Source organism: Sediminibacillus albus, from assembly GCF_900101125.1.
Classification (GTDB): Bacteria; Bacillota; Bacilli; order Bacillales; family Amphibacillaceae; genus Sediminibacillus; species Sediminibacillus albus.
On the sequence record NZ_FNFL01000003.1, the window covers coordinates 292,184 to 317,532 of the forward strand.

The 25,349-nt window shown below is 42.7% G+C and carries 20 protein-coding genes and 1 riboswitch; of the genes, 3 read left to right on the forward strand and 17 right to left on the reverse strand.

The window, feature by feature from the left end; genetic code table 11:
• Positions 1 to 52: 52 nt before the first annotated feature.
• From BLR93_RS10470 to BLR93_RS10480, 3 genes are all read right to left on the reverse strand, one after another.
• A complete protein-coding gene (locus tag BLR93_RS10470) occupies positions 53 to 1,102 on the reverse strand; it encodes an LLM class flavin-dependent oxidoreductase (RefSeq protein ID WP_093214100.1) in 1,050 nt (349 codons plus the stop codon).
• Positions 1,103 to 1,249: 147 nt separating this feature from the next.
• A riboswitch (SAM riboswitch) is annotated at positions 1,250 to 1,358 on the reverse strand.
• Between the two features lie 140 nt (positions 1,359 to 1,498).
• A complete protein-coding gene (gene helD / locus BLR93_RS10475; protein ID WP_093214102.1) occupies positions 1,499 to 3,832 on the reverse strand; it encodes an RNA polymerase recycling motor HelD in 2,334 nt (777 codons plus the stop codon).
• Positions 3,833 to 3,886: 54 nt separating this feature from the next.
• Complete coding sequence (locus tag BLR93_RS10480; protein ID WP_093214104.1) at positions 3,887 to 4,885, reverse strand: LLM class flavin-dependent oxidoreductase; 999 nt, start codon at positions 4,883 to 4,885, stop codon at positions 3,887 to 3,889.
• 513 nt (positions 4,886 to 5,398) lie between these two features.
• On the opposite strand from BLR93_RS10480, the gene BLR93_RS10490 reads away from it, so the two are divergent.
• A complete protein-coding gene (locus BLR93_RS10490; RefSeq protein ID WP_093214109.1) occupies positions 5,399 to 6,583 on the forward strand; it encodes an MFS transporter in 1,185 nt (394 codons plus the stop codon).
• A 63-nt stretch (positions 6,584 to 6,646) separates the two neighbouring features.
• Here the strand turns inward: BLR93_RS10490 and BLR93_RS10495 are convergent, their stop codons facing one another.
• The 4 genes from BLR93_RS10495 to BLR93_RS10515 all read right to left on the reverse strand — a co-directional run bounded on the left by BLR93_RS10495 (position 6,647) and on the right by BLR93_RS10515 (position 11,617).
• Positions 6,647 to 7,957 carry a lysine N(6)-hydroxylase/L-ornithine N(5)-oxygenase family protein gene (locus BLR93_RS10495; protein WP_093214111.1) on the reverse strand — a complete coding sequence of 437 codons (1,311 nt, stop codon included), beginning with the start codon at positions 7,955 to 7,957 and terminating at the stop codon, positions 6,647 to 6,649.
• 47 nt (positions 7,958 to 8,004) lie between these two features.
• Positions 8,005 to 9,333 (reverse strand): purine/pyrimidine permease, encoded by a 1,329-nt coding sequence (locus BLR93_RS10500; RefSeq protein WP_245690117.1) that lies wholly within the window; start codon positions 9,331 to 9,333, stop codon positions 8,005 to 8,007.
• A 108-nt stretch (positions 9,334 to 9,441) separates the two neighbouring features.
• Entirely contained in the window at positions 9,442 to 10,362 is a 921-nt protein-coding gene (locus tag BLR93_RS10505) for a DUF1002 domain-containing protein (RefSeq protein WP_093214113.1), read from the reverse strand.
• Positions 10,363 to 11,236: 874 nt separating this feature from the next.
• On the reverse strand, positions 11,237 to 11,617 hold the full coding sequence (locus BLR93_RS10515) for a RidA family protein (RefSeq protein ID WP_093214118.1): 381 nt from the start codon (positions 11,615 to 11,617) through the stop codon (positions 11,237 to 11,239).
• A 129-nt stretch (positions 11,618 to 11,746) separates the two neighbouring features.
• Between BLR93_RS10515 and BLR93_RS10520 the strand changes: the two genes are divergently transcribed.
• A complete protein-coding gene (locus BLR93_RS10520) occupies positions 11,747 to 12,790 on the forward strand; it encodes an oxidoreductase (RefSeq protein WP_093214119.1) in 1,044 nt (347 codons plus the stop codon).
• A gap of 77 nt (positions 12,791 to 12,867) precedes the next feature.
• Complete coding sequence (locus BLR93_RS10525; RefSeq protein WP_093214122.1) at positions 12,868 to 13,275, forward strand: secondary thiamine-phosphate synthase enzyme YjbQ; 408 nt, start codon at positions 12,868 to 12,870, stop codon at positions 13,273 to 13,275.
• Positions 13,276 to 13,317: 42 nt separating this feature from the next.
• On the opposite strand, the gene BLR93_RS10530 is transcribed toward BLR93_RS10525, so the two are convergent.
• From BLR93_RS10530 to arfA, 10 genes are all read right to left on the reverse strand, one after another.
• Positions 13,318 to 14,052 carry an NAD-dependent protein deacylase gene (locus tag BLR93_RS10530; RefSeq protein WP_093214125.1) on the reverse strand — a complete coding sequence of 245 codons (735 nt, stop codon included), beginning with the start codon at positions 14,050 to 14,052 and terminating at the stop codon, positions 13,318 to 13,320.
• A gap of 89 nt (positions 14,053 to 14,141) precedes the next feature.
• A complete protein-coding gene (gene mmsB / locus BLR93_RS10535) occupies positions 14,142 to 15,305 on the reverse strand; it encodes a multiple monosaccharide ABC transporter permease (RefSeq protein ID WP_093214127.1) in 1,164 nt (387 codons plus the stop codon).
• Positions 15,305 to 16,840 (reverse strand): multiple monosaccharide ABC transporter ATP-binding protein, encoded by a 1,536-nt coding sequence (gene mmsA / locus BLR93_RS10540; RefSeq protein ID WP_093214130.1) that lies wholly within the window; start codon positions 16,838 to 16,840, stop codon positions 15,305 to 15,307. Before mmsA ends, mmsB begins: the two co-directional genes overlap by 1 nt.
• Before the next feature lie 69 nt (positions 16,841 to 16,909).
• Complete coding sequence (gene chvE, locus BLR93_RS10545; RefSeq protein ID WP_093214133.1) at positions 16,910 to 17,989, reverse strand: multiple monosaccharide ABC transporter substrate-binding protein; 1,080 nt, start codon at positions 17,987 to 17,989, stop codon at positions 16,910 to 16,912.
• Positions 17,990 to 18,350: 361 nt separating this feature from the next.
• Positions 18,351 to 19,556 carry a sn-glycerol-1-phosphate dehydrogenase gene (locus BLR93_RS10550; protein WP_175559319.1) on the reverse strand — a complete coding sequence of 402 codons (1,206 nt, stop codon included), beginning with the start codon at positions 19,554 to 19,556 and terminating at the stop codon, positions 18,351 to 18,353.
• Positions 19,557 to 19,608: 52 nt separating this feature from the next.
• Positions 19,609 to 21,090: an alpha-N-arabinofuranosidase gene (locus tag BLR93_RS10555; protein WP_093214139.1), complete on the reverse strand. Its 1,482-nt coding sequence runs from the start codon at positions 21,088 to 21,090 to the stop codon at positions 19,609 to 19,611.
• Positions 21,091 to 21,211: 121 nt separating this feature from the next.
• Entirely contained in the window at positions 21,212 to 21,832 is a 621-nt protein-coding gene (locus BLR93_RS10560) for a YesL family protein (protein WP_093214142.1), read from the reverse strand.
• A 24-nt stretch (positions 21,833 to 21,856) separates the two neighbouring features.
• Entirely contained in the window at positions 21,857 to 22,705 is an 849-nt protein-coding gene (locus tag BLR93_RS10565; RefSeq protein WP_175559320.1) for a carbohydrate ABC transporter permease, read from the reverse strand.
• A complete protein-coding gene (locus BLR93_RS10570) occupies positions 22,706 to 23,710 on the reverse strand; it encodes a carbohydrate ABC transporter permease (protein WP_093214145.1) in 1,005 nt (334 codons plus the stop codon).
• Positions 23,711 to 23,796: 86 nt separating this feature from the next.
• Positions 23,797 to 25,311 carry an arabinosylfuranosidase ArfA gene (arfA, locus tag BLR93_RS10575; protein ID WP_175559321.1) on the reverse strand — a complete coding sequence of 505 codons (1,515 nt, stop codon included), beginning with the start codon at positions 25,309 to 25,311 and terminating at the stop codon, positions 23,797 to 23,799.
• Between the last annotated feature and the right edge of the window lie 38 nt (positions 25,312 to 25,349).

Below are 25,349 nucleotides of genomic sequence, written 5' to 3' on the forward strand. Positions count from 1 at the left end.
TTTTGTTTGTCCGTTGCTCTATACCTGCCAAACGCCTTTTTCGCTATTCTTGTTACGATAATAATTGTTGTCTTTTTTCTTCAACGAGAGGCATGACTTGTTTAGAGAATCGTTCCATCTCTTCCAGCTGTGGCGAAAATTGTAGCAACAACAAGTCTAGCCCGGCTTCCTCATAAGCAGCAATTCTTTCTGCAATTTGCCCGGGAGTTCCAACTAAATGAGGGCGCAGTCCACGGTTGGATACCGAATAGTCATTCCATTTAACCTGCTGTTCCAGCTGTGACTTGCTGACAAAATCTTCGTAGCCTGCATAACCCGCTGTTTCTTTCACATCAGTGATTCGCTGCCATTCCCGAAGTGCTTCTTCCTCCGTATCACGGCAGATAATGTAAGCAGCCATACCGAAAGATTGAAATTCCGGCTTTCCCGCTTCTTCGCGTTTAACCTTCATTTCGGCAATCTTGCTGGCAATTTCATCGATAGTGCCGCCATGCATTACGTAAGCATCACAATTATCAACAATTGCCTGCTTGCCACGGTCGCTTTCCCCGCCAGCATAAAGGATCGGATATGGCTTTTGCACTGGCTTAGGAGCAAGCTTTGCGTTTTTCACCTGATAATAATCGCCCTCATAAGAGAACGTCTCTTCCTGCCACATGCCCTTTAGTACCTCCAAAAACTCCTCGGTCCGATCATATCGTTCATCATGGGCTGTAAAAGCTCCTCCGTATTGTTTGGCTTCCTCTTCCCACCAGGCAGATACAACATTCAGTGTAAAACGGCCGTTGCTAATATGATCAATATTGGCAGCCATTTTAGCGGTAACAGCCGGATGATGGAATCCCGGCCGGACAGCTGTCATGATTTCTATCTTCTCGGTAACAGCCGCAAGACCGGCAGCAGTCGACCATGCCTCCAATGAATCTGCATCAGTGCCTTTGATATCGTTTAAATATAATTCAGCAATCAAGGTAGTATCATAGCCCCACTCTTCTGCTGATTGAACTACTTGTTTTGTATACTCAAAAGTGGGAGGCATGCCTTCATCTTCCACATTTCTTAACCATCCACCAAATACCGGCAGCCAAAATCCATATTTCATCTTTTCTCTCTCCTCTATCCATATACTGTTCTGTTTTATCCACCAAGATCGATTTGCCTTGAATCATTGTGATTCCCCACATATAAAGGGTTCCGCTTCTTAAAAAAGCCTTCTTCCAGAGAGGAAGAAGGCTTCTTGTCGATCTGCTTCTTATCTCTCAGAGTCATCCAACTCTGCAGGAATTGGCACCTTCCTGATTAAATCAGTGGGTTGCCGGGCTTCATCGGGCCTTTCCCTCCGCCGCTCTTTATAAGAATAATTATTTGGTTAAAGTAATCTTATCAAATAACTCGGGTTTATGGCAACTAGAAACTTTGTAATTTCTTTAGTGAAGGAAAGAAGCAGTCTACACAGCAGCTGCTTCTTTCCAGTACTTACACAGACCGGTACCGATTTTTAGGCTCTTTCGTATAAATCCGCTGGTACCTGATTAATAAACCTGCAGCTATCTCCTAAGGAAAAAACAGCCAAGTGGTGCATCGCTCTCGTACAAGCCGTATACAATAAATTTCTTTCTAAATCCCGACTGTATTGAGTTGCAGAAGCGTTATAGATAATTGCCGCATCAAATTCTATTCCTTTGGCAAGGTAGGCTGGAATGACAAGTATACCCTTTTGGAAGGTGTATGCTTCCTCATCCATCAACTTGATATCGAAAATTTCTTTTAGCATTTGATACGCTTCCCGGCTTTCCTGCATTGTCTTACAAATAACGGCTATCGTTTGATAGTCTTTATCCACATATCGTTTCAATTGTTCCCTGATTGACTGGTGGAGCTTGTCTTTGTCAGCGACTTCTGCAACGGTTGGCTTCTCTCCTTCTCTATTGAACGCTTCGATAATATCGCCGCCAGGCATGAATGACTTGGTAAACTCTGCAATTGGTTTGGTGGAACGATAGCTTCTCGTTAACGTGATACGTTCATGGTGCTCTTCCATATCTGCAGATAACAAGGTCGGCTCCTCACTAGCATGAGCATAGATGGCCTGGTTTATATCGCCTAACAGGGTCATTCTGCTATAAGGAAAAATCTCCTTAAAATAAGCAAACTGAAACGGAGAATAATCTTGTGCTTCATCAATGAAAATATGTCTTATCGTTCGGTTTACTTGAAAGCCAATCAGCTTATTATAGAAGTATAAGTAAGCGGCGGCTTCCTCCCAGGTTAACGTTTTCGCAGTCAAGTAATCTAAAGACTGACGGCAAATCTCCGCCCAATTTTCTGGAAGGTCCACTTTTCGCCTGCCGCTCTCTCTTTCCATGAATAGCTTTCTGTAAGTCTTTTCCGGATTAACAAAGCGCATACGCTTGATTTTCGCCTTAAGAGGATAGAAATTGTCATCAATGATTTTCTTACGTAATAACTGTTCTTCCCTGACAAAGTCATAATACGGATCATCCGACAACTCATCTTCTTCCTGTAATTTTTTATAGACTTCGAGAAAATCTTCTTTTTCAAGAAGCTGTCCTTCTTCCAGCACCCAATCCTCTGAAAGCTGTTGCCGGCTATATTTATCCACTTCCTGTAACAGCCATTTGGCCGTTTCCTCCATTTTATTGGGCAAGGACATAGCTGCATCTAACTGATAAAAATGATCAGCTATGGCCTCCTTGAGAATGATTACTTCTCCACGGAAAACAATGTTTCGGAACTCCACCCCATCTGTCTGTAATTCAGCGACAAATTGGTCAATTAATTTCTTGTATCCAAGACTGGCCTTAAAAGTCATGGCAGCTACCCGGATATCATACTCTTCTTCATCCATTGCCGATAAATAGTATTCCATCTGGGCAAATGGTGTTTCGATATCGAACCTGCCGCCTAATCGTTTTTCCAAGTATTCGTGGAAGGTAGTCTGCTGCATATTTTCTTCGCCCAGCTCCGGCAAAACAGTGGCTACATAGCTATTGAAAAGCGGATTTGGCGAAAACAGCACCATATTATCAGATGATAATACTTCGCGATAGCGGTACAGCAAATAAGCCACCCGCTGCAAGGCAGCTGACGTTTTACCGCTGCCGGCTACCCCTTGAACAATCAATAAATCATTCTTTTCATTGCGGATAATTTGGTTTTGTTCCTTCTGGATCGTAGCCACAATGCTTTTCATCTGGGTACTGGCATTATGGCCAAGCACCGACTGCAGCAAATGGTCCCCGATTGTCAGTCCCGTATCAAACATCCCTTTTAGCTCACTGTTTCTTATAATGTATTGTCGTTTTAGTTCAAGTTCGCCAGTTATTGTCTCATCCATTGTTTGATATTCCGCTCGTCCAGGTGGATAGTCATAATATAAGCTGGAGATAGGCGCACGCCAGTCGTAGACCAAAAAGTCTTCTTCCTGTTCATCCATTAGCGATGCAATCCCTAAATAAATTTTGTCTGTCTGACTTTCGCCGTCTGCCTGAAAATCAATCCGGCCGAAATAGGGAGACTCTTTCAACCTGGATAAGGTTTTCAGTTGTTCGCTAAGCTGTCCATGGCTTCTTTCTCTTTCCGACAATAGCTCAGCCTGTTGTTTTAAACTGGCTTGTGTTTCAATAATATCGTCCGGTTCATCCAGATTTACCGTAACGTCTTCCCAAAAGTTTTTGCGGAGATCAAGTACTCGATCTTTGATACCGCCCTTTCTTTCCTCCAGCTCTTTTGCGGTCGACGAAATGACCGCTATCACTTCATCAAGTCGCTCTCTTTCCTGCTTCCAATCTTTTTCATCCAAGACGGTCACACTCCTATTGGCATTCCCAAAATTATACTTGTTCCATTCTTCCCTGTTTTCTGCCTACCATTCTAACGCACCTGCTAATAGCTGATAACCCTCTAGCTTATCTTCAAAATAATAACTCATCGCTGCCAGCATGAATTCTTCTGTGCCGTACTCATCGCTTAATTGCTGCAGCTGCCGTAAGATGGTATGAGGCGAACCCACCAGCATTCGCTTGCGGTTTTCCCTAATATGCTGCAGTTCATATGGTGAGAATTCGTATTGGGCAGCTTCTTCTGGAGGAATAATCCCTTCACCAGCTTCTCCTCTAGCTATCCGCAGCATTTGCAAGTCCATGCTTCTGGCCTGCCACTCTGCCTCTTCATCCGTTTCAGCACATACCATAAAAAAGGCTGCCAGCGCTTGAGGCTGTTGTTGAATCGTCGAGGGCCTGAACTGGCGTTGATAGCTTTGAACAACTGACCCTCCATGCTGCCCGCTGATAAATTGGGCAAATGCATAAGAAATCCCTTGGCCTGAAGCAAGACCGGCACTGCCCCCGCTTGAACCTAACAGCCACAGTTCCGGAACAGTGTCAATTTCCGGCATTGCTTTTAATCCGCGATAGCGGTGGTTTTCATTTGTTGACCCGGTCAAGTAATGAATCAGATCTTCAATTTGTTGAGGATAGCTATCCCCATGAGAATGGTTATTTTCCTGCAACGCCATGGTTGCTAATGGTATTCCGCCTGGTGCCCTGCCAACGCCTAAATCAATGCGTCCTGGATAAAGTGCTTCCAACAGACGGAAGTTTTCGGCCACCTTGTAAGCACTATAGTGCGGCAGCATCACACCACCGGAACCTATCCTTATAGTAGAAGTGTTAGCAGCAATATGTGGGATTAGCACCTCAGGGCTTGAGTGGGCAAGTGTCTCTAAATGATGTTCCGATATCCAGAACCTGTGGTATCCCAATTGTTCGGCTGCTTGGGCTAATGTAACCGTATTGGCTAATGCCTCCCTCGCATTTCCTCCACGGGGGATAGCAGATTGATCTAATATGCTTAAACGTACCAAGTAATCTCCTCCAGTCCTAATAAAAACAAAAGCGGAAACGGCAGTTTTGTTATATATCCAGCCATTCTTTCACAGGAAAAATTTTTGCCATAGTCAGTTCCTGTTTCTTTTGGTAATAAGTATTAGTTATTGTAATATCGTACAACTGAAAATATGTATTTTCTAATTTCTTGCACATACTTCCTCTATACGCTACCGCCATTAGAAATAGCAAAGACGGCTGCCTTTTTATATTTAGCCACATATGAATGAATTTCCTTCATCGATTTTCCTCCGTTTTTTGCCTTGGGGTTATTATACGTTATTGCGGGAATCGTTAGGTGGGAAAATATTCTATTTTGCTGTTTAATTTAGGAGTCCGCTTACTTTTTTTCAGGATAATCCTGCTGTTATTGCAAATTTCTTTCTATTTGATGGTCCATCCGCTAATATATTTAGTGTTACGAAATATTTGGAAAGAAGTGATTTGTCATCACCAACCAAGAGAAAACTGCGAAAAGAAATTTAAGCATCATGTGGTTTGCCAACTTTTTTATCGCGGGAAGTATCACCATGGTGTTACCGTTTATCTCGTTATATATTGAAACGCTTGGGAATTTTTCTAGTAAATACGTGCAGAATTGGTCCGGCTGGACCTTTGGAATAACCTTTGTAGCCGCTTTTATTTTTTCGCCCATCTGGGGGAAAATCGGCGATCGTTATGGAAGAAAACTAGTATTGGTCATATCAGCTGTCGGTCTATGCGTTTCCGTATTCCTAATGGGATTTGTCACAACTGTTTGGCAGCTGTTTTTTTTGCGGTTGTTTATGGGGGTCTTCACTGGATTTATTTCCATGTCCCAGGCACTAATTTCCACCCAAACACCTAAACATATAGCTGGAAGGGTTCTGGGCACCCTGCAGACAGGAAGCATCACCGGCAGTTTGATGGGACCCTTGATTGGCGGATTGTTAGCTGATTCCCTTGGCTATGCTGCTACCTTTAAAAGCATTTCCATTGCACTGCTAATCTCTGCCGTGCTTGTTTTAACAGGGATTAAAGAACAAAGAATCAAAGAAGCCGGCAAGCAAACGACCTTTTCCAGCAGGGAAGTTTTGCTGCATATCGTCCGCCACCCGATGCTATTAATTGTTATGCTGATTTCCATGTTTGTGCAGATTGCCCATTTCAGCATCCAGCCAATCTTGTCTCTATATGTAGGGGAATTACATGGACCGGTTAATTTAGCCCTTTTTTCAGGTATTGCTTTTTCAGCAGCAGGTCTTGGCAATTTGTTAATGGCGAGAAACTGGGGGAAAATCGGAGACCGTGTAGGTTATATAAAAATTCTTGTGTTTTTACTATTCATGGCAGGAATCGTTTATTTCCCGGGAGCGTTTGTCACAAATATTTGGCAGCTGGTCATTTTAAGATTCTTCCTTGGCGTCGCCATCGGCGGAATTATACCGGTGCGCATCGCATACATCCGGCAGGAGGCACCTATTTCTATGCAGGGAGAAGTGCTGGGCTACAATACGAGCATCCGCTTTTTCGGAAATATGATTGGCCCCGCCCTTGGCGGTATGTTGTCCGGTTATTTCGGCTTTTCGTCGGTATTCTTTGTCACTAGCAGTTTACTAGTGTTAAGCGGATTCGTTTTGCTAGCGACGATGTATCGCCATCCAGCCTTGTCCAGGCAGCATTCCCATTCTCATTGAGTAGCAGATATTGAATTTTAGTAATTAAAAACAACAGCAGCCGGCTGGAATCGGCTACTGTTGTTATTCTCCATCCATTGAAAACTGCTGAAAAATAGTATCACGCTGGTTCGCGTATACTTCTCTTCCGGCCAGCAAATTAATAATATGAACATTTCTTTGGACAGATAACCCGAGATTGGTAGCTCCCGCTCCGTGGGAGTGTTCCAAGTTGGTCAACACAAAAAATTGATTTTGGCGTGGTTGCTTAAAGGCAAGCTGATAATCACGCATGACCCGGTACCGTTTATCATCCTCCCATTCGATTTTCGCTGCGTACCGATTATTAAACCATTCGGGAACCGCCGGCTTATAGCCAGTAGCAAAAATCACCTTTTCTGCAGGATAATCAAATGTCTTATCCTGCTGCCACTGATGGCATGTTAGCTTGTACCCGCCCTGTGCAGCAGTAAGAGCGGTAACTTCTGTTAGTGGTTGAATCGTAACCGGTAATTTCCTCCCACCGTGCGATTTTTGATAGAGGGTGTTGTAAATTTCCGTTAATGTGTCTGGATCAATGCCTTTTCGCAGCTTATCCAGCATAGTCAACGTTTCTATGCGCTGGCTAAAGGCTAAGGAATGAAAATAATCCACATAATCAGGGGAGAAAAACTCCTGCCCTAATTTCGCTTGTTCTAACTGAAACAAGCCAACCGATCTGGTGAACAACGTTAATTGAAAGCTATGATTATCCAGTTCCTTCAACAAGTCCAGGAATACCTCCGCTGCACTTTGGCCAGAGCCAACGATTGCAATACTGCCTGACTCAACCAACTTCTCTTTTTCATCCATATAACTGCTGGTATGAACGACATCTTCCCGTGGATAATTGTCATCCATGGACTTAGGAACCACAGGTCTGCTGCCTGTGCCCATTACTACATGGCGGCCATATACGGAAAAACGTTTCCCGCTGCCTGTGTCTTCTATTACTGCCTCATAACAAGGTTGATCGTCATCCACGTGGTCCACCACATCTATTACTCTTGAACGAAAGCGGAGATTACCAAGTTTGTTGACCGCCCACCGCAAGTAATCGTTATATTCTTCGCGGGGGACCTCAAACTTTTTATAAAAATAAAACTGGTACATCCTATTTTGCTCATGCAAATAATTCAAATATGTAAAACGGCTGGTCGGATCAGCAAATGTCACCAGGTCTGCCAGAAATGGAACTTGCAGTGTCGCCCCTTCAAGCAGCATCCCCGGATGCCATGCAAATTGCTCCGATTCATCAAAAAAAACCGCTTCAAGCTCCGTCTTCTCCAGCAGGGCTGCCAATCCAAGATTATATGGGCCAACACCAATACCTATTAAGTCATATACCTTTTCCATATTCACCACTTCCTTATCACATTCGAGTCTACCACTAAATCTTCAATTTATTCTTTATTTGTAGTGGATGAGACTTCCGGCCTGTCCTGCCTCCAGCATTGTTCCAGAACGATTACCAGGATTGTCCCTACCAGCAAACCGTTACTGGCGAGGTTTTGAATTAACAACGGCAGCTCCGCAAATACTTCCATCGGCAGAAACATACTGCCAATTCCAAATAAATAAGACACTCCGATAATTGTCAGACGACGGGAGTCTAGTTGCTCACTGGCAATATTGCTCAGTCCTAACCCCATTAACTGGACAAACGTCGCCAGGATGGCTGCGTTGGCAATTGGTGCGGGAATCCCGGAAATCCAGGCAACGATTGGCGGAAAGAACGCTACCAGGATCAACAAGCCTGAGGCAAATAAAAATGGCTGCTTTCGTGTTTGACCGGTCATTTTGATAAATCCGGCCGATGTTGCCAAAGGCACGTTGGCTATAGCTGAAAACACCCCTACCAGCCCATGGTTTACACCAAGAATAGCGCTTCCTCGGTTGATCTGTTTGCTTGAGTAAGATGCTTTTCCATAAACGGACTGACTTGTCGCCACTACAGAAGCCACAACATTGGAAAGTAAAATAACCGCAGTAATAAACGCGATTGGCACCACACTCCAATCCATACGCGGAGCCCCCCAGGCAAACCATTCAGGTAAAGCAAACCTGGTCATGTTCGTGGTTTCCAAGGGAGTATTGCCAACAAAGATGCCATAAGAGACCCAGCCAATGACTATACCAATCAACACTGCATAATTGCCGAGCCAGCCCCTTGCAAATATTGAAAGGCCTAATACAATAAAAAAGGTGATAAATGCTATAATTGCTTCCGTCCCATGGATTGCCTCAATCTTCTGTTGAATGCCAAGCATTCCCTTTAAAAAAGTTCCGCTAAGCTGCACGGTCAATAAAAACAGAAAAGAGCCTGTCACCAATGGGGTAAATAATGGAAGCAGTTTTTCGGCCAGCCGGAATGCTCCAAACAGTATGAGAAATCCGCCAGTAAACAACATAGCTGTTTCCACCGATTGCAGTGTCTGTCCAGCATTCATCCCCTGCTGTGCTCCAGTAACGGCCATCACAGAAAAAATACTAATCCACAGTCCAGCAGGCCCTTCCATAATTGGTAAACGGTGGCCAACCAAGCCTTGCAGCAAGGAAGCAACTCCTACAATAAAAAAAGTCCGCTGCATCAAGCCGGCAACTTCAGTAAAATCCATTTCATATAATGAGCCGATGACGATCGGCAATGCAACGGAACTAGCAAGCAAAAAAATAAACCATTGCAATGTCTCCAGCCCCGTTTTCGATATCGCCATTTTCGAATAAACCATGTCGACCTCCGCTCCTCAAGCCAAAGATTCAGGTGATATAGTTCTTACCTATCATAATAGGAAAAAGCCGCTATCGTCTATCATAGCGGCTTTTCTCTAGTTATTTGTTTAATTGAATAACCCTTTAATCCCATTAATCAACCGTTGGAAAAAATCGGCTACTCCCTGCCAGAATCCTTCATTGCCGGCCACTTCATCCAGCTTTGAACGAATATCGCTGGCAATATCGTCTAACTGGCCGCGCACATTATCAAAGTCAATATTGATATTCCGCATTTTTTCAAACAGATTGGTCAACATAGCTTTATCTTCTTCACTTAGCTCTATGTTAAGCTTATCCAGCTGTTCCTGGACAATCTGTTCTACTTCTTCTTTAGTAGCAGGATTTTGTTCAGCAATCTGCTGTTTAATTTGCGTTAGCAGTTCACTTACTTTTTCCTGATCCATCCCTTCGTTATCAGCCAGATCAGTTGCTACATTCAACTCTTCATTTGCCACTTCCATACGGTCTTTATCTAAGCTTTCACCTTCCACGTTGAATGCTTTATATATACCCGTCAATGCAGAGTGACCGGTTACTTTCTTTGGGGAAGCAACATCCACCACTGCATTTTCCACGCCAGCGGTCAATAATGCATTTGCATACATTTCATTCGTAACTTCGGTAATATTCTCAGAATTAACCACGTTGATTACTAACCCGCTTCCTTCTTCCTTGCGAGTGATTTTGGCAGATGAAAACATCCGTGAATTCGGATCTCCATCAATATAATTAACAAGGTCTTCTGCTGTGACAGTATATTCATCGACCATTTCAGGGTCATCGACATCGAGCAAGCTTCTGACTTCTTCCTTCTGGGCCTCTGTCAATGTTTCTCCATAAACGACCCGCGGCACTCCAAGTTTTTCATTAATAACTTCACTACTGTCTTTTCCATTGCCCTCACTAGCAAATACACTTGAACCCGTCATACTTACAAAGCCTATGACTAACATCAAAATAAACGATAATTTAAACCATTTGCTCATTATGTGTTGATTCTCCTTTTTGGAAATCGATTAATTATGGTTGTCCCATCATTATTATTATGCTCGTTTTCTTATAATATGGGAAGTTATTTGTGAAACTGCAGAGACAATTCTGATAGCAGCAACGGTTTCTACTATACCAACATTTCTAAACAACTGAATCGGCCTTAGGTTGTATTTTACAGATTGCAGTTTTCAGAAACTCCGATTTGCCAATACAACCACCAAAAGAGGTTGGGACAAAAGGATAGTGGCCAAAGCAAAAATCGAACGATGATTCGAAATCCTTCACATTCGAACTCGTTCGATTTTTCTTTGCTCCTGTTTTAATATAACCTGACGCCCTAGTGACGACTCTATTTTTTCCTTCGAACAAGTTTCAGTGCTTCACTTGCCCCGGCGGAATACTTCGCCTCCCGCGAGCACGGCCTCAGCCTCCCTGAAAAATAAAGGAGCCGTTTTCTGCGTGCGCTGAGTCGCTGCCGAAGCGTTCCTTGTCCTCAGAAGCGTAAACGGCTTCTCCCGGGGGGCATCAGACTCGTGCTGATTCTCCCTGAAGTCTGCGTATGACACAGTACACAAACTTTCAGCGGAGGAAATCCACGGAGACTCCTGCGGGAGGAAAGGCCTCGGTGAGACCCCGCAGAGCGCAAGCTCGAGGAGGCTCACCAGCCGCCCGCGGAAAGCGTAGTGTATTTCCGTAGCGCAATAATAGCGCTTTCCGATACTATTAAGGAATCACCTACTGTTACATCGCCATTTACACCCATGCGTCATCAATTAAATACTTTAAGATGGCCTTTTAAACCTTCATATGCTGTTATCGTTCAGTTATTACAAATGGAGGTATGTTATGGCCACCCTCTTTTTCCGGTTATTCTCTTACTGCCAAAACATCCATTTCAATCCGGACATCCTTTGGCAGCCTGCTTACTTCTACCGTAGCTCTCGCTGGGTAAGGCTTGCTCAGATACTTTGCATACTCTTCGTTAACCTTGGCGAAATCCTCCATGGAAGTAATATAAATCGTAAACTTTGCGACATCTGCAAACGTTAACTCAGCCTCCGACAAAACGGCTTGGAGATTTTTCATCACTTGGTTTGTCTGCTGTTCAATCCCATCAACAACCTCTCCTGTCGCCGGATCGATCGGAATCTGGCCAGAGACAAACACAAAGCCGGCAGCTTCAATCGCTTGGGAATAAGGACCGATTGCCTGTGGGGCTGCATCTGTTTGAATTGCCTTTCTACTCATGGACTGCTCCTCCTCTGAATAATTGATTTTCATATTCCCAGTCTACCATAGTCAAGCCTTAACAATAAGCATGGCTGAAACTGCATGTTACAATAGAAAGAAACACTGTATAAACGAGGAGGAAATATCATGGATAAAGTGAATGTCGGCCTTGTCGGCTACGGTTTTTCTGGAGCTGTGTTTCATGCGCCTTTATTGAAGGTTTCCGGGCAATTCGAAATAACCAAGGTGTTAACCTCCCGATTCAGCGAAGTCGGAAAAGATATCGGCGCTGTTGAGGTAGTCGATAAACTGGATGAAATACTCGACGATAAAACCATTGAATTAGTGATTATTACGACACCAAACACCCTTCATTATGATATGGCCAAGCGCAGCTTATCAGCAGGCAAGCATGTTGTACTGGAAAAACCGATGGTCCTCACCAGTAAGGAAGCGCAAGAGTTGATCGACTTAGCCAAACAAAACAACCTGATGCTGAGTGTTTACCAAAACAGACGCTGGGACAGTGACTTCCTGACGGTCAAAGAATTAATCGATAATGAAAACCTGGGAACAATCAATACGTATATCGCCCACTATGACCGCTTCAATCCGGAACCGAACTATCAATGGCGCGAGCAAAAACAAAAAGGATCAGGCATGCTATATGATTTAGGCTCCCACCTGATTGACCAGGCCCTTCATTTGTTTGGTGAACCGCAAGAAGTATTCTGCGACCTCTGGAACCAGCGCGAAGCTTCTTTAGTCGATGACTACTTTCATATTATTCTCGGATACCAGCGAATGCGGGTAATTTTGCACTGCGGCTCTATTGTCAAACAACAAGGACCGAAATATTTGATCCATGGCAGTAAAGGCAGCTTTATTAAATACGGGATTGACGGCCAGGAAGCAGCGTTAATTGCCGGAGAACTGCCAGATAATAAAAATTGGGGAGAAGACAAACCGGAGTGGTACGGCACCCTTTACGTAAATGAAGCTGGACAGGAAATGGAAAAACCAATCAAAACCATTCCGGGAAATTACCCCGCTTATTATCAAGGCATTTATAACTGCCTTCGCCACGGAGCAAGTAACCCTGTGCCTGCAGAAGACGGGCTGCGTACGATAAAGCTACTTGAAACAGCAGTGAAAAGCAGTAAGGAAAAAAGTGTAATCAGACTTTATTAATAAATCATCCTGGTTTTTCTCCGGCCAAAATTGGATATAGAATCAAGACAATCCCTTAACAGGAAGGAGTAAAAATAATGAATAAAACCTTTCATCTCAATACGGACAGTCATTCCCAAATGATTGATATTACCAGAGAGCTAGAGCGCTGGATTAAAGATGAAAAAATCGAGGAAGGAATATTAATTGTCTCTTCCCTTCATACAACTGCCGGCATAACGGTAAATGAAAATGCTGATCCAGACGTTAAAACAGACTTTCTGATGAGGCTTGATGAAATTTACCCGTGGGAGCACCCCAATGACCGCCATGGCGAAGGTAATACTGCTTCCCATTTAAAAACCAGTACAGTAGGCCATGCCCAGACATTAATTATTTCAAATGGAAAACTAATGCTAGGAACCTGGCAAGGGGTTTACTTCTGCGAGTTTGACGGGCCGCGTTCACGGAAGTATGCTGCTAAAATGATCGCTGATAAATATTAACAGGCTGTCGAGACTCTCGACAGCCTGTTTCTTTTTAGCTTGTCATATTTGCAGCTCGCTTACAGCCTTGCTTAAGTCCTTATGGACGACATAGTCAAACTGTTCATCCATGGGGGTAGTTTCCCGGTTAATCAACCCTGAAGGGATTCTATAGCTGCGGGCATAAAGCGGAAGCAGATTAAAAGGAGATACAAGCAGAGAGGTGCCAAGCACCAACAAAAAATCGGCCTTTTCTACAGCTGCTTCTGCTTCTTCATGCTGGGTGATGGGATCGCCGAACAGGACAATATCCGGTTTTAAGACGTCTCCGCAGCCACGCTCTAAGCACCGTGGAATCTCCTGATTCATGACATATTCCAAATCATATTTCCGTCCGCAAGTCAGACAAGCTGCTGTATTTAAGTTGCCGTGATACTCAATTACATGGCGATTGCCAGCCATACTGTGAAGCCCGTCTACATTCTGTGTCACAATGGAGATACGTTTGCCCGCCTCCTGTTCCAACTCACGCAGAAAAAGATGCACATGATTGGGTACGTAATTCTTTAACAATTTCAAGCGGAAGATCTGTTTGTACTTTAACCAGAAGTCCTCCGGATTATCATGGAAGTAATCTCTGGACATGTAATATTCCCGGGAGTGATCTTCTGTCCAAATCCCTGTTGCTGAGCGGAAATCTGGTATTCCGCTTGCCGTGGAAACCCCTGCTCCGGTTAAAACCGTGATGGAGTCAGCTTGTTTCATTTGGTTCGCAAGACTTCTTAACTGATTATCCAACCGAAATACCCCTTTTCACTGATGACATGGCATTATCTTATAACTAAATATTGCTTTCTGTAAATAAAGGGGCACTCTAACTAACAACCTTATCGTGATTTATTTTTACTTATCATATCGAGGGCTACCGCAGCCAGAAGCACCAAACCCTTAATCGCCTGCTGCCAGTCAATCCCGATTCCAAGAATAGACATTCCATTGTTCAATACACCCATGATTAATGCTCCGATGACTGCTCCAACCACTGTTCCGACACCTCCAGCTAATGAAGCCCCTCCAATTACAGCAGCAGCAATTGCATCTAATTCAAATAGGTTTCCAGCCTGCGGAGTAGCAGCGTTCAGCCGGCCGGCAAAAATTAATCCGGCTAGTGCCGACAATATTCCCATATTAACAAAAACCCAGAAAGTTACCTTTTTAGTCTTGATTCCTGACAGCTGTGCCGCATGGGTATTCCCCCCTACAGCGTAAATATGACGTCCTGTAGTTGTATTATTCATATAAAAACTATAACCGATAATCAGCAATAGAAGAATGAGTAATACATTAGGTATCCCGGCATATAAAGCTAACACATATGAAAATACTAAAATCACTAAAGTGATCAGAACTAGCTTACTAATAAATAAAGGCAAGGATATAATATTATAATTAAACTTCACATAGTCTTTTCTAAGTTTCCATTCATTGATTATATAGAGAACGGCTGCAATGGACCCTAGAAGGAGTGTAAGCAGATGGACGGTCTGCCCCCCTAAAACGTCTGGAAGAAAGTCTGAACTTAATGTTCTCAACCCTTCCGGGAACGGGGCCAGCGTCCTGCCTCCCAGCACAATTAAGGTTAATCCTCTAAAAATCAACATACCTGCCAGCGTAACGATAAATGCAGGAACATTGACGTAGGCAACCCAAAAACCTTGCCATGCTCCAATCAGCGCTCCGATCAGCAATGATAAAATCACTGCCATCGCCACAGATATATCCAGGCTGATCATGAAATAGGCGGAAATAGCCCCAATAAAAGCTGCGACAGATCCTACCGATAAATCAATTTCCCCTGTGATAATGACCAGAGTCATTCCAATTGCCAAAACGATGATATAACTATTTTGCATAATAATATTCGTGATATTTAAAGGAGTAAGCAAAATACCTCCTGTTAATATCTGAAAGAGTAAAGCAATGCCAATTAAAGCAATAACCATTCCGAACCTTCTGATATTTTGCGAAAACAATCCTTTTAACTCTGTCATTATCGAGACCTCCTGCCACGAGTCATATAAGTCATGAGTAATTCTTGATCAGCATCTTTCCTATTAAATTCTCCTGTTATATTACCTTCAGATAATGTATAAATCCGGTCACACATGCCCAGTAATTCTGGGAGCTCAGATGAGATCATGATAACCCCTTTACCATCGACGGCAAGTTCGTTGATTATTTTATATATTTCATTCTTAGCACCAACATCAATGCCTCGAGTCGGCTCATCTAAAATTAAAATATCCGGATCTGTAAAAATCCATTTTCCCAATACCACTTTTTGTTGATTTCCGCCGCTCAAGTTCACTGTTTTCTGCTCAATGTCAGGCGTTTTAATATTCATCGTTTCTTTTAATTTCTCAGCTTCCTTTACCTCTTGATGTTTATGTAATACTGTTTTATCGGAAATCTTGCGTAAATTGGAAAGAGTCAAATTTTTCCGAACACTGTCATTTAACACTAATCCATATTTTTTTCTATCTTCAGAAACATAAGCCATACCATTTTCAATCGCCTGGTTGACATTGTTTATTTGTACTTCTTTTCCATCTTTCACAATCTGCCCGCTAATACTTTTCCCATAGGATTTTCCGAAGATGCTCATCGCCAATTCGGTTCGCCCAGCACCCATTAATCCGGCAATCCCGACAATCTCACCTTTCCTCAAATGAATGTTGACATCATCAAGCATTTTATTGGCAGGGTTTTCTGGATCAAACACATTCCATTGTTTAATTTCCAAAACCGTTTCACCTATTTTCGCCGTTCTTTCCGGATAAAGATCGTCCACATCTCTTCCGACCATTCCTTTTATTATACGGTGTTCGGTGACTGCATCTTTGTCCATCGACAGCGTCTCAATCGTTTTTCCATCCCTTAAAATAGTGATATTATCAACTACTGCCATTAACTCATTCAGCTTATGGGAGATTAAAATAGAAGTAATTCCTTGCTTTTTAAATTCTACTAACAAATTTAGCAAATTCTCACTGTCCTCTTCGTTAAGAGCAGCAGTAGGCTCGTCCAGAATCAGCAGCTCCACTTCCTTCGATAACGCTTTAGCTATCTCAACAAGCTGCTGCTTACCTACTCCTATATTCTTTATAAGTACTTGAGGATTGATTTGGAGCCCCACCTTGTTTAAAAGCTTTATCGTTGCTTCCGTTGTCTTATGCCAATTGATCACGCCCTTATTGGTTTGCTCGTTGCCCAAAAACACGTTTTCCGCTATGGAAAGCTCCGGTATTAAAGCTAATTCCTGGTGAATAATTACTATCCCCAGGCCTTCACTTTGATTGATGTTTTTAAATTCGCATTTTTTCCCCTTAAAAAAAATATCCCCTGAATAACTATTAGAAGGATGGACACCACTCAATACCTTCATCAACGTCGACTTCCCAGCACCATTCTCACCAACCAACGCGTGAATTTCTCCTTCTTGGACCTCTAGGTTTACGTCATCCAATGCTTTGACTCCAGGAAACTCCTTTGTGATATTCTTCATTTTTAAGATTGTGGCGGTCATTCGCTTATCACTCCTGCAAAAGGATATAGATGACTTAGCTGGCAGCTAAATCATCTATTTGCTATCTTTTTACTTTAACGCTTCTTCTGTATAGTAGCCTGACTCAATCAGCACTTCTTCATAATTGGCGGCATCTACAGAGACAGGTTCAACTAGATAAGAAGGGACTACTTTTTCCCCGTTATCATAAGTTTCTGTATCGTTCACTTCAGGTTCTTCCCCTTTTAAAACCGCGTCAGCCATGGAAACAGCTTGTTCGGCTAGCGTTCTTGTATCCTTAAACACAGTTTGCGTTTGCTCGCCTGCTTTAATCGATTTAATCGAAGCAGTTTCTGCATCCTGACCGGTAATGATAGGAAGCGGTTTATCGTCAGTTCCGTACCCGACCGCTTTTAAAGAGGAAATAACTCCAATACTAATGCCATCATACGGTGAATAGACTGCATCTATGTTCTTGTCTGAATAATGCGCACTAAGGATATTATCCATCCTTTCCTGCGCCTCTGATCCGCTCCACCGCAGTGTTGCTGCTTGACTGAAGTCAGTTTGGCCGCTTGGCACAATCAGCTTTCCTTCATCAATATAAGGCTGGAGAATAGACATAGCGCCATCCCAGAAAAAGTAGGCATTATTATCATCCGGAGATCCCCCATACAATTCGATATAGAAAGGACCCTCTTTGCCATCAGCAAGACCCAACTTTTCCTCTAAGTATTTACCCTGCAGCACACCGACCTGAAAGTTATCAAAGGTAGCATAATAACTGACATGATTGCTGTTCATGATCAGTCGGTCATAAGCAATGACAGGGATATTAGACCTCTCTGCTTGTTCTAAGACATCTGTCAAAGCTTCACCATCAATGGAAGCAATAACCAATAGATCGACACCTTTTGTTATCATGTTTTCAATTTGTGAAACTTGATTTTCAACAACATCCTCTGCATATTGCAAATCAGTTTCATAACCTAGTTCCTCAAACTGCTCTACCATATTTTCTCCGTCGCGGACCCATCTTTCCGAAGACTTTGTAGGCATGGCAATTCCTACTGTTTTGTCCCCTTCACCTTCGCCTCCTGCCGTACCGCTGCTTCCGCAAGCAGTTAAAATAAATACCAGGACAAGTGCAGCAAAAAATAGTTTCTTCATTCTTAATCCCCCTCTTTTTTCCTTTTAGCGAGGTTACCCGCCAGCAAATATAACGCTTACAAAAGTATAATGGTAGACTTACCCACCACCTTGCAAAACTAACAACAACTTGTACGTACATAAATTATAAAATAAGCGCTTTCAATATGCAACAAATTATTGGCTTAATTTTCAAATAACGACAAAAAACCTTAATTTAGAGGAGTTTTTACAATGAATACAACAAAAAATACGAATAAGTTGTACGTACTTGTAAACTCATTCGCATCTACTTGCCTATTATTCTACTAACCGAATAGTTTTGGTCCCTCGTCAGGAAAGGCTTCCTTACTGCCCGTTTCTTAGAAAAAATGATTGCGTCTTAAATGGACCCGTCACTTGAATGATACACGAGCGGTGATCGCTTTAATTTATTGATCAAAAACAATCCTGTACACCTGTTACGTAACTGATAAGCCTCGTTTAAGCTTGCCTGTATGAAGGAATCGGGGAGACCAAGCTCTTCGACAGATGCCGGACCCCCGGCTGTTTTCAAAAAATTTTGTAATTGATCCGGCTCCGGCAGCTCCTCTATCGCGGCCTTTATTTCCGGCCAATGTTCATTTAATTGCTGCTTATATGGTGAATTTCCCGGAATAGTGTCAATGCTCCATTGCTGTGCCCATCGTTTATACATATCAGTAACAATGACGGCCGCTACTCCTACCTTTGCTCCATGAAGCAATTGTTTTGCATCTCTTTTCAATAAATTGATTTCCCAGTGGTGGGACAGATGGTGCTCCCCTCCCGAGGCGGGCCTTGAGTGATTGAGCACTTGCATCACCAATCCTGATTCAAGCAGGGAATGAATCAGAACAGTTAAGCCCTTTTCCTCTCCTTTACCTATTTGTTCAAGGTTGGCCATGCACTTCTCCAATGATTGTCTGGTCAACTCGGCCGCCAATGGATGATAGGGTTCACCGCCAATTAAGCTGGAAATCTTCCAATCTAACAGCGATGTATATTTTCCTAATATGTCGCCTGTTCCAGCCGCATTAAGCTCCTTAGGCGCCTTCATTAAAATTCGTATATCAGCAAACACAGCAATCGGAGCAGTAGTTTGAATGGTTTTTTTTATCCCTTTGAGAATCAAGGGGGCGCCCTTTGAAGTAAAGCCATCTACTGAAGCTGCCGTTGGCACAGAAATAAACGGCTTATTCATTTTACAGCTGACAAACCGGACAATGTCATGAATAGTTCCTGTTCCGACAGCCAGGATAGCGTCGGTTTCCTCCGTAGTCCCGACCATTACCTCAATGATTGTTTCTTCATCTGCAAGTACCTGTCCATGTTTGTTTGCCGGCAATAGCACCACATTGGCTTCAATCGCTTCTTGTTGGAGCACCGCCGCTAACTCACTCCCAGCAGCCTCCATTGTATTACTGTCTGCTGTCAGTACAATGCGGTTAAAGCCAAGAGATTTTAAATAAGCAGGGATGGAGTAAATGGAGTCTTTCTTTACTTCGGTCAGCGGCAATTCTACGTTACTATCCTTCACTTGTTTCACTAATTGTTTTATCTCATTCAAGCTGCATACACTCCCTTTTATTACTATAAAAGTTCCCTGGCAAACCTCACTACTAATCCCTGATTGATAAAACGACAACCGATTTGGCTGGCAAATGGATCTTCAAGCTGTTGCCATCCTTTGTAAAATCTTCAAAGGCAGCCGGCTTTACCAGGTCTGGCTCTTCAAACGTGTTTCGGGCATTGATGGTATCCGCTGTTAAAACCCGCCCCTGTACCTTTGCGGGCTGACCGCCCCGCAAATCAACGGTTACATCTGCATCCTGAGAGTAATCCATATTACATAAGCTGACATGGACATGCCCCTGGTGATTTTTTGAAGCGGATACGTTTATCCGCGGAAAAGCCTCTTCGCCGCAGTTCAGCGCTTCCACAGAAGCATCTACAAGCAGCCTGGCTGCTCCTTGATGAACTTTGAACATTTCAAACACGTGATACGTAGGAGTTAGCAGCATACTATCACCATCTGTCAATATCATGGCCTGCAGGACATTGATTGTTTGGGCAATATTAGCCATTTGGACGCGATCCGAGTGATTATTAAATATATTTAAACTGACACCAGCCACAAGCGCATCTCTTATCGTGTTCTGTTGATAAAGAAAGCCTGGGTTCGTGCCCGGCTCGACATCGAACCATGTCCCCCATTCATCAATGATCATTCCCACCCGCTTTTCCGGATCATACCGATCCATTATCACGGCATGCTTGCTAATCAATTCATCGATATGAAGCGCCTTTTTCATGGTTACTTGCCATTCATCACCGGTAAAATCTACAGCAGATCCTTTACCTAGCCAAAAGTCGCCTGGTATTGTGTAATAATGAAGGCTCAAACCATCCATTAAAGAGCCCGCCTCTCTCATCATTACTTCTGTCCAACGATAGTCATCAACGTTAGCACCGCCTGCTATCTTGTATATGTTGTTATCTCCGTAATTTTTCACAAACGTTTGATAACGCCGGTACAAATCTGCATAATATTCCGGACGCATATTCCCGCCGCAGCCCCAACTCTCATTTCCTACCCCAAAATAATTCAGCTTCCAAGGATCCTTTTTTCCATTTTCCGCCCGCCAATTGGCCATAGGTGATTCCCCATTAAAGGTGATATATTCCACCCATTCTGACATTTCCTGGACAGTGCCGCTTCCAACATTTCCGCATATGTATGGTTCGGCACCTAGCAACTCACACAAAAGCATAAACTCATGCGTACCAAAATGATTGTTTTCTACTACACCGCCCCAATGGGTATTTACCATACGCTTGCGGTCTTCTCTAGGACCTACGCCGTCTTTCCAATGATATTCATCGGCGAAACACCCGCCCGGCCATCTAAGCACCGGAATATCGAGCTTTTTCAGTGCTTCCAGTACATCATTTCTAATCCCTTTTGTATTAGCAATGGCGGAATCTTCTCCTACCCAAATGCCTTCATAAATACCCCTTCCCAAATGTTCAGCAAAGTGTCCGTATATATTTTTATTAATGGTTGCCTGTTCGACGTCCATATTTATGATCACTTTATTCATTTGCACCACTTCCTTTCCACTGTATCCTGGTTTCCCGCCACCCTCACTATGCTATTAAGCGCTAATTCACCGTTCATTGTTCCTGCAAACGGGCCATAACCCACCGGGTATATACAGCAGATTACGACATTCTATGGTCTACCTTGGCAAAAATCTGCAATGCAAACCACATCCAACAAACAGCTGTCAGGCTTACCGTAAAAAATGGAATAATTCCCGGGAATTCTAATGAAAAATAGATGATGGCACATAGAATTAGCCCGCTGGTAAGCGTGTAATGGATTTTAACAAATCCTATGATAAATGCATTCTTTAAATGTTGAAGACATGTTCCTTTATAGTGGGCCAGCAATGGAAAACACCATATTAATGTAATCGCATAAAAAAATAATAGTACATAAAAAGCAAAGGGGACGACTATCGATAGTTCCCCTTCTGCACCACTGATAATTCGGAAATTCAAATAAAGTACGCCGCCTAAAATAGAGATAATCCACCCGATTATATTGGCAGGAATAAAGTCCTGCCAATATATTTTTTTGAAAGTCTTCCAGATGGAAACCTCATAATCTCCCATCAGCCATTTCCTGGTGATACCGAAAACTGCTGCGGTAGCAGGAAAAATACCAAATATAAGCAGACCGGCTAGAGAATAACATATCCATAAGAGATTAACGACAACTAGTCTTGTTATCCAATGAAGAATGACATCAAGCGTGGAAATGACTCCTCTTCCATTCATGGTTAATGACCACCTTTTGGTTATTTACCCTTTCACTCCGCCAACGGTAAGACCCTCCACAAAGTAGCGCTGGAAAAAAATAAACAATATCAGAATCGGCACAACTGTCATAACAGAACCGGCAATCAGAATATCATAATTATTCCCGTACGGTGTCAGTAGTGTGGCTAAACCGAGCGGCAGCGTAAACATATCATTTGATCTTAAAACAATTAAGGGCCATAAAAAGTTATTCCAGCTGCCCAGACCTTGTAAAATCCCCATAGCTGCGAAGGATGGAAGCATGAGCGGCATCATGATTCTGAAAAATATTCCATACTCTGTTGCTCCATCTATTCTTGCGGAGTCCATTAACTCCTTCGGCAGCCCGAGTGCATATTGCCTGAAAAAGAAGACCGCGATTGGAGCAACCACCATTGGCAATATGACAGCTGTATAAGTATTTATTAACTTAGTGCTGATCATTAATTGATAAAGCGGCAGCATTAATATTTCAAAAGGTACCATTAATATAAACAAGACCAGGATGAAAAAGAAGTTTCTTCCTTTGAAGTCATAGACCGCTAATGCATAACCAACCATAGAGGAGAAGAAAAGCGATAATACAATGGTGACAGCAGAAATCACCAGACTATTTCCATACCACTGCCAGTAATCGGCAGCTTGCGTGAATATAAACTGATAGTTATTTATATTTAATGTATTTAAATCAAATGTTAAACTGATGCCATCTCTCATAAGAATGGAAGAAGGCCTGAAAGAGGATATCAGCAAGCTAATGATGGGAAATAAGGCAATGAAAGATATCACAAAAAAACTAATGTTAACTATCCACTTTAGCATTCTGTTATTACGTTTATTATTATTTTTCATCTACTCATCTCCTTTTTTGAAAGCTCCAGTGAGAATAAGCTGGATAAAACTAATAACAAAGATAATTAACATCAGAATCACACCTATAGCTGCTCCAAACCCCATGTTATTTTGCTGGATCCCTTGTTGATAAAGGTAACCGACAATAGTTAATCCGATATTGCCTGGTGAACCGGCTTCCCAGAATACAAAGCTTTCTTCAAACATACGAAACCCGTTAATGATCGTTATAGTGGTAACAAAAATGGTCACCGGCTTTAAAAAGGGCAGAGTTACAAACCGAAACTTTTGCACAGCCGTAGCGCCATCTATATCGGCTGCTTCGTATAACTCCTTAGGCACATTTTGCAGGGCAGCAAGGAAATATAAAATATTCACACCCATCCAGCGCCAGGAAGTTAGCAAAACTAGTAAAAACATGGCAGACCAGCTTTCATATCTCCAATCAACGGAGCCAATACCCAGCCAGCCAAGAAATTGGTTAGCGGCTGCTGTATCGGTTTCTCCGAACATTAATCGAAAGACCATCCCGGATACAATAATAGAAGCTAATGCCGGAACAAATAAGGAAGCTCTGAAAAATGTTTTAAATTTTACTAGACTTGAATTGAGAAATGCTGATAGCAAAATCGGGACTGCTACCAAAATTGCGACGGTCATCACAACGTAAACCGTCGTATTAAATAAGGCCCGGTAGAATGTTGGGTTAGGAATTCTTGCATAATTTTCTAATCCGATAAACGTTACCTGACCAGGCAATATACTCTGAAAACTCATGATGATAGCCTGAATAGCTGGGTAAAGCGATAGAATTAAAAAGGAAATCAAAAAGGGAGCTACAAATATATATGGAGCTACTTTTTTAGAATTTAAAAACTTAAAAAACTTGTTTGGGCCTTTTTGGGCAGAGTTGGGACGTTCAGGCCCCCGTTTGCGAAGTTTGAAATTATCCGATCCGTTCACAGGCTCTATAGTTTTTTTCGCATTTGCAGAGGATGGCGACATAGAAAACTCTCCTTAGGAAATACTTTTATTCACAGACTTTTTCGATTGTAAATGCAGCTTATCAAGCGACTTCCACAAGGTATCCCTTATATATCTTTCTTTAAACGGATAACATTCCATGATGTTTTAGGCAATATTATTTCAAGGGCACCATCATCCACTTTGGAATTCCCTTTTCCATGAGGGACGACCGCTTGCTTTGCAGCCGTGTTAACTGCTTTCAAGTCGTCATTTTCCAAAACGGTATGTCCAATGATTCGAAAATTTTCAAAGCTTCTTATGTCACACGAAAGAGGTATTGATTCCTCCAAATGCTTATTCACCATAAACAAAGTGAGCTCTTCTGCTTCTTCATTATAAACAGCAGCGCAGTCAATGTAAGGAACATCTGTGAAATCTTTGCTGTCATACTTTGGAGAGGACAAAATTGGTTTTAGGGATACACCCCGTCCATAAACAGATGTATGCATGTATGGGTAATAGATCGTCTGCTTCCATGCACGGCCGTTATTCTCCGTCATAATTGGAGCAATAACATTCACTAGCTGTGCCATACAAGCCATCTTCACTCTGTCAGCGTGCTGCAAAAAAGTAATCAGCATACTGCCAACTAAGAGGGCATCTTCAAAATTGTACACATCCTCTAATTGAGGCGGCGCTATCAACCAGGGCTCCAGTTGTTTGTCAGCCTCACTCGAATGGTACCAGACATTCCATTCATCAAAGCTTAGGTTTATCGTCTTCTTACTGCGGTGTTTTGCTTTTATATAATCACAAATGGAAATAACTGTTTTTATAAAGTGATCCATATCTATATTTTTTGCCAAGTAATTCGCTGGATCATTCTCATGATTCCCGTAGTATTGATGCAGCGATATATAATCAACATGCTCATAAGTGTGATCTAAAGTAGTTGCTTCCCACTCTGCAAAGGTAGGCATTTGGGTATTAGAACTTCCACAGGCCACTAATTCAATCGATGGATCAACTAAACGCATGGCTTTCGCAGTCTCCGCAGCTATTCTTCCATATTCATCTGCTGTTTTATGGCCGATTTGCCACGGGCCGTCCATCTCATTGCCAAGGCACCATGTTTTAATATTGTGGGGAGCTTCATATCCATGCGACTTCCTTAAGTCACTCCAGTATGTTCCTCCTGGGTGGTTAGTATATTCTAAAAGATTTCTGGCTGCATCAATACCTCTGGTTCCTAAATTAACTGCCATCATTACTTGAGAATTCACTTTCTGTGCCCAGTCAGCAAATTCATTTGTGCCTACCTCATTTGTTTCGATTGTCCGCCAAGCCAGCTCCAAGCGCCGGGGACGATCGTTTTTTGGCCCAACTCCGTCTTCCCAATTATAGGCTGACACCATATTACCGCCTGGATATCTGATAATTGGGACTTGCAGCTCCTTAACCAAATCGATAACATCCTTGCGAAATCCCTGATCATCCGCCTCCGGATGATCAGATTCATAGACTCCTCCATAAACCGCTCTGCCAAGATGCTCAATGAATGAACCATAAATTCGCTCATCCACCTTGGCGATCTTATAATTTTTATCTAAAATCATTTTTGCTTTTAATGGGGCTGACAATACTACCACTCCTTTTTTCGTATTTTTTCTAGGCAGCT

Bases quoted from the DNA above. Each gene is read 5' to 3' on its own strand.
- BLR93_RS10470 (WP_093214100.1), bottom strand. From the start codon at position 1,102: ATGAAATATGGATTTTGGCTGCCGGTATTTGGTGGATGGTTAAGAAAT.
- BLR93_RS10490 (WP_093214109.1), top strand. From the start codon at position 5,399: ATGTGGTTTGCCAACTTTTTTATCGCGGGAAGTATCACCATGGTGTTA.
- BLR93_RS10495 (WP_093214111.1), bottom strand. From the start codon at position 7,957: ATGGAAAAGGTATATGACTTAATAGGTATTGGTGTTGGCCCATATAAT.
- BLR93_RS10500 (WP_245690117.1), bottom strand. From the start codon at position 9,333: ATGGTTTATTCGAAAATGGCGATATCGAAAACGGGGCTGGAGACATTG.
- BLR93_RS10505 (WP_093214113.1), bottom strand. From the start codon at position 10,362: ATGAGCAAATGGTTTAAATTATCGTTTATTTTGATGTTAGTCATAGGC.
- BLR93_RS10515 (WP_093214118.1), bottom strand. From the start codon at position 11,617: ATGAGTAGAAAGGCAATTCAAACAGATGCAGCCCCACAGGCAATCGGT.
- BLR93_RS10520 (WP_093214119.1), top strand. From the start codon at position 11,747: ATGGATAAAGTGAATGTCGGCCTTGTCGGCTACGGTTTTTCTGGAGCT.
- BLR93_RS10525 (WP_093214122.1), top strand. From the start codon at position 12,868: ATGAATAAAACCTTTCATCTCAATACGGACAGTCATTCCCAAATGATT.
- mmsB (WP_093214127.1), bottom strand. From the start codon at position 15,305: ATGACAGAGTTAAAAGGATTGTTTTCGCAAAATATCAGAAGGTTCGGA.
- mmsA (WP_093214130.1), bottom strand. From the start codon at position 16,840: ATGACCGCCACAATCTTAAAAATGAAGAATATCACAAAGGAGTTTCCT.
- chvE (WP_093214133.1), bottom strand. From the start codon at position 17,989: ATGAAGAAACTATTTTTTGCTGCACTTGTCCTGGTATTTATTTTAACT.
- BLR93_RS10555 (WP_093214139.1), bottom strand. From the start codon at position 21,090: ATGAATAAAGTGATCATAAATATGGACGTCGAACAGGCAACCATTAAT.
- BLR93_RS10560 (WP_093214142.1), bottom strand. From the start codon at position 21,832: ATGAATGGAAGAGGAGTCATTTCCACGCTTGATGTCATTCTTCATTGG.
- BLR93_RS10565 (WP_175559320.1), bottom strand. From the start codon at position 22,705: ATGAAAAATAATAATAAACGTAATAACAGAATGCTAAAGTGGATAGTT.
- BLR93_RS10570 (WP_093214145.1), bottom strand. From the start codon at position 23,710: ATGTCGCCATCCTCTGCAAATGCGAAAAAAACTATAGAGCCTGTGAAC.